The following is a 5519-nucleotide window of genomic DNA, read 5'->3' on the forward strand; positions in this document are numbered from 1 at the left end:
CACGGCAAGTTTGGTGCTATTGAAAGAACAGAAGCTTTCAATTCTTAGTGCATCTTTCGTTGTTTAGGTGCTTACGTCTGTAACCTAAATTTGTGCCCCTCACCGCTTCGACGAGCAGCATTGGTTAGCTGGACAACTCTCAGCCGGTGCAGTGTGACCATAAATACGATTCTTTTCCCTGCATAATGAAATAAAAGTACAAGTGAGTGACACAACAATGTTTAATAGCACCACAACAGCCGGCTCAATAATTAATATTCAAACTTCATCGATCTATACCCGTATCCGAAAAGTTACCCTTATACTTTCCATTCCATCCTGTTTGTATGTAACGCGTCGTGAAGACTTTTGCCTCTAACTGCTGTAAACACTCCCTTCTTATAACGTAATTAAAGCTGCTGCAACACAGCGGGAATTTTTATGTATATTAAATCTTCATTGCTTCCTGAATAAACAGAGAAATTGATTTTGCTGAACAACAACTAGTAAAACATGGGCAAGCTTTTCATAGCCATGGCGCTTTGCCTGGTTGGTAGTATCCTTAAGTCGCAGGGACAAAAGCTGTTCGGCTATGTGTTGGAACAGAACAGTAACAACAAACCGGTTCCGGGGGTTATGGTAAAATCTGGTTTTGCCAACCAAACAGCAACAACCGACAATGGAAGTTTTACCCTTACGTTTCAAAATGGAAAACCTGGCTATAACACTGTACTGATTTTAGAGAAAGAACAATGGGTAATAACAGAAAAAAACAGGCTTGAGGTAAACTTGCCTCTTGATCCGTTTAGTCATCCCCATACAGTTATCATGTGCCGGGCGGATGTTTGGGCAAAGCAGCACCAGGACAATTTTAAACTGTTGAACAAAATCTTACGCGAGGCGCTTCAGAAGAAAAAATCAGAATTAAACAAACAGGGTAGAGACTTTCAGAAAATAACTGACTCTCTTGATGAGCAGTTTGTACGATCGAAGAGAGCTCTTTACGAGCTGGCGGAGACCTTAAGCAGGGTAAACCTGGACCAGGTATCAGAAACAGAAAAAGCTGCTTATGCATATTTTGCTCAAGGCAAAATAGAAGAAGCGGTTCTGCTACGCGAAACGCTGCAAAGCGAGAAAAATTTATTGATAGCCAACGAGCGGTTAAAGCAGTTAAGTAGAAATGGACAAGATCCTGATTCTGCATCACTACTTACGTATAATACGATTAACCTGCACAGGCGAAATCTGAAAGAAGAAATCAATTTGTCGAAGCTTCGCTTCGATTGGAAGACGACCGAACGAAAGTTGAAATTTTTGGCTGAAAACGACAGCACGGATTATGAAAACCTTTTGCGCTATGGCGAATTTTTACAAGGTCAGAACGACCTGGATAAAGCCTACACAATCTTAAAAAAAGCATTAGCTGCTTACACTAAACTAAAGCAAGCTAATCCCCGCGCATTTAGTTCAAGTCTTGCGGGCGTGCAGTACCAACTAGGTATCATTTTAAAAAACAAGTATCAATATAAGGCCTCTGAAGATGCGTTGAAAGAAGCCTATAGCCTCTACAAACCACTCTCAAACAGTGACGCTGTTTCCTATAGTAAAAATGTAAGCGATGCATTAATTGGGTTAGCCCAGCTTCATTTAGATAAGCGCCTTTTTAAGGAGGCAGAAAATGAATTGATTCAGGCGCTCACTACTTACAAACCACTTGAACAATCGAACCCTAAAATATATGAAGCGGGTAGGGCAGAGGTTCATAACAATTTGGGGGTGTTATATCTTAAAAAGGAAAATTATAAGTCTGCGGAGGTTGCATTTAAACAGGCGCTTGAGGTTAGGAAAAAGCTGAACGACGCAGATCCTCTATCAAATGAAATCGAAATAGCAGAAATTGAAAACAATTTAGGCCGGGTGTACTTGTGTCAGAAAAAGTATGATGCCGGCAAGGTAGCGTTAGAAAATGCCTTGAGCGTATATCGGAAATTTCAACAAACTTCTCCAATGGTATTTGATCCATATGTGGCAGATGCCTTAACCAGTTTGGGTGCTTTATATACTGCACGTAGCAACCTGGGAACTTATGCTGTAGAAAAAAATGACAGTACTACTGCACGTAATCATCTGGGCGAAGCCATGGATATAAGGAAGCGTCTTGTCGCTCGAATTCCCGGCGTTTATGAACCTGTATTGGCAGACACATACAACCAAATGGGAATGTTTTTTAAAGAAGCGAATGACAGCGATTCTGCTGAAGTATTCTTTACAGAAACGCTGTTGATTTATGAGAAGTTTTCGAAACTCGTTCCTGAAATGTTTGAATTGCCATTGGCGGGGGTGCAACATAAGCTCGGGCAACTTTACCCGCTTAGGAATTCAGCTTCAGCAAGAATATTATTTAACAGCGCCCTTGCTATTTACCAACGTCAGTCGTTGGTTAATAACGAAAATTTAGAAGGAGAAATAGTAAGTTGTAAATATGATATTGCGGCAAACGATTATCACTCGCGGGCATTCTACGCTAAGCAGGAAAATGAAAATAGTATAAGGAATTCTTTAAGTCAGTTTCGGGAGTTATTAGAAACGTACAATAGTTTAGATAAAAAGAATCCCGGCAAGTATGTAGAAGACATAAAGTCTGTTAGGAACTTTATAGGTTCTATCAACAACGAGATGAAGCGGGTTCAAGCGGTTGATCCTTCCACTTACTCTTCAAAAACTGATAAGGAAAGAGTTGAAGACGAGTTGAATGGCCTTGCTGCAGACATAGAATCTGCCAACACAATCTACAACAAGCGTATACTGCAGCAATTGCTGGTGCAACGAAAAAGAGACTGTATTAAGAAAGGTAAATTTTCGAATGTGCTTTCTTTTGGCCACGATCTGAATAGTTTATCCTGGTATTTGTTATTAAGTAAAAAGTTTGCTGAAGCAGAACAAGCCGCCAGGGAAGCCCTATCGCCGGGGTTTGCAAAAACGGGGTCTTACGATAAAGAGATGGAGTATGCAAATGCAAACCTTGCCGCCGCTCTGTTGCTTCAAAATAAATTCGAAGAAGCAAGGAAGGTGTATGTATCGCTAAAGGGTAAGTCGTATGGCGATAGAACTTATGTGAGCATATACTTAGATGATATTGCGCAACTAGAAAAGGCTGGCATTATGCATCCGGACTTTAATAAAATAAAAGGCGTTCTCGTTGATTAAAATTTCGATGAATTATGGCAGAAAATCAGGTAGCAAAAGATGTTTTTATATCGTATAAAAGCGAAGATGTAGCGCTTGCAAAAGCGCTGAGCCACTACCTGGTATCGAAAGGGTTGTCTGTTTTTGTGTCCTCACAAACATTGCCACAACTGGGAAGCAGCGACTATAGAAAGGCTATTGACAGCGCTTTGGACGAGTGCAGGCATATGATTGTAGTAGGCTCTAAAGTAGATTATCTCAGCTCCTTGTGGCTTGAAGCTGAATGGGGGTTTTTTATAAGTGAAAAAAGGGCGGGAAGGAAAAAAGGCAATATACTGACGGTGGTTACCGATGATATTGAAATAAAAAATTTGCCTGCGAGTCTGCGTTATTATGAAGTGATTTTTTTTGAAGAAGAAAATTTCGAACGTATCGCAGCTTATGTCGGCAAGGATTACCAGGATCGTGTATATAAGCCGAAGCGGCAAGCGATCTTAAAATCGAAATGGCTGCTGCCGGGCATTTCGCTGCTGGTGCTTACAGGCCTGTTATGGTATTACATCAATGAAAAAAATAAGCCGTTCGATGCAACTGTTTTTGTAAGGCCAGATGCAGCGTTGAACCTACATCCGGATTACCCCGTATTTGAGGGTGGGGAGTTAAGCTTGTATATTGGCAGCAAAGAAGATAAGAAAAGTGTATTGCCTAATCAGTCTATAACCTTTCAGCAAATTCCCATTTCATTTGCCGGCAAAAGAATCGGCGCAAAACTGAATGCACAAAACTGGAAGCTACTAACTGATACAGTTCTTTTAAACACGAATGCCATTTATATTTCAATTGTGCCCGATGGCAGCCTGGCCTCCGTTTACGGAAATATAAAAGATGGTAAAGGCAATCCGGTTGAAGGGTGTTCCATTGCGATTGATGGAGATACAATTATTCACAGTAATGCCGCTGGACTTTTCAAAGTGAACTTGCCTTACTACATGCAAAAAAATCAATACATTTTGTCAATCACTCGAAGAGATTTTTATTCTCAGAAGATAGATTACTTCTCCGCCTCCGGAAGTGTTGATATCGTTTTAAAACATTAAAAAGTAATAAGTGGTAAGTGATAAGTTGTAAGTGGTAAGTGGTAAGTGATAAGTTGTAAGTGGTAAGTGGTAAGTAATAAGTGGTAAGTAATAAGTGGTAAGTGGTAAGTAATAAGTGAATAGGGGTAGTGTTGTTACATGTTTTTTAACCGCATAAAGAGTTAAGACTAGTTGCGACTGGTCTTAATTCAGCGAACCCCGATAATCTTTTGGCGTAAACCCAACATGCTGTTTAAATAACCGGGTAAAGTGTTGCGGGTACTTAAAGCCCAGTTCGAAAGCGATTTCACTTACCGATTTATTTTGCCCGAGTATTTTTTCCTTAGCCATATCAATTACTTTCAGTTGTATGTACTCCAGGGCCGTTTTGCCGGTCTCTTTCTTCACCAGGTCGCCAAAATAATTGGGTGAAAGGTGCAACTGCTCGGCACAATAAGTCACTGAAGGCAGTCCAATGGTTTGTGGTTTGTCAGAGCCAAAATATTCATTCAAAAAGGCTTCAAACTTTTCCAATGTGTCTTTATGTACCTCGTTGCGGCTAATGAACTGCCGGTCATAAAAACGCATACAATAATTTAGGAACAACTCGATGTTTGAAGCAATCAAAGTTTTACTGTGCTTATCCGTTCCCTGTTCCAATTCATATTTAATCTTAGCAAAACAATCCAACACAATTTTCCTTTCCTTTTCAGATAGGTGCAGTGCTTCTTTTGATTGATAAGAGAAGAACGTATAATCATCAATGTGCTTGCCAAGCGAGGTGCCCCGAATTAAGTCGGGATGAAACAATAAAGCATAGCCCTGCGGCTTGTAATCTTTGTTGATGTCCACATTTATAACCTGACCTGGAGCAACGAATACCAATGTTCTGTCCTGGTAATCGTAAGTATGCCGACCATACTTTATATCACCACATTTAACGTCTTTTAAGTACACTGCATAAAACCCGAAATTCATCCTGCTCGCATATACCTCCGGTGTCCTGCCTTCAAAGTCCATCACGCTAACCAATGGATGCAAATTTTCCTTATGGTAAAAGGCATCATGTTCACTTACGGTATTAATCTGCAAAATCTCTTCCATAGAAGTATCATTTTTATCTGACACAAATTTATCCCCTTGTTTTAATCCCGCCATAGTCAAACCACTCAATCAGTGAAATTGGTAGATAAATCTGTATCCTGTATACAAACAAACATATAGAAGAATAAGACTTTTGCAGCCTGAGAATGGGACGTGGAAGACACTTTTTCAAAC

At 40.2% G+C, this 5519-nt stretch carries 3 protein-coding genes; 2 read left to right on the forward strand and 1 reads right to left on the reverse strand.

All coding sequences use genetic code 11. The features are described from left to right. Positions 1–492 precede the first annotated feature (492 nt). Complete coding sequence (locus JWR87_RS12400; RefSeq protein ID WP_297820488.1) at positions 493–3186, forward strand: tetratricopeptide repeat protein; 2694 nt, start codon at positions 493–495, stop codon at positions 3184–3186. A gap of 14 nt (positions 3187–3200) precedes the next feature. After that, positions 3201–4262 (forward strand): toll/interleukin-1 receptor domain-containing protein, encoded by a 1062-nt coding sequence (locus JWR87_RS12405; RefSeq protein ID WP_297820491.1) that lies wholly within the window; start codon positions 3201–3203, stop codon positions 4260–4262. A gap of 183 nt (positions 4263–4445) precedes the next feature. Here the strand turns inward: JWR87_RS12405 and JWR87_RS12410 are convergent, their stop codons facing one another. After that, positions 4446–5369, reverse strand: coding sequence for an AraC family transcriptional regulator (locus JWR87_RS12410; RefSeq protein ID WP_366090602.1), 924 nt, complete (start codon positions 5367–5369; stop codon positions 4446–4448). Between the last annotated feature and the right edge of the window lie 150 nt (positions 5370–5519).

This window comes from Segetibacter sp. (assembly GCF_025963695.1).
Lineage (GTDB): Bacteria > Bacteroidota > Bacteroidia > Chitinophagales > Chitinophagaceae > Segetibacter.

What these genes read in the sequence shown, in the direction of transcription:
- JWR87_RS12400 (WP_297820488.1), top strand. Translation starts at nt 493, where the DNA reads ATGGGCAAGCTTTTCATAGCCATGGCGCTTTGCCTGGTTGGTAGTATC.
- JWR87_RS12405 (WP_297820491.1), top strand. Translation starts at nt 3,201, where the DNA reads ATGGCAGAAAATCAGGTAGCAAAAGATGTTTTTATATCGTATAAAAGC.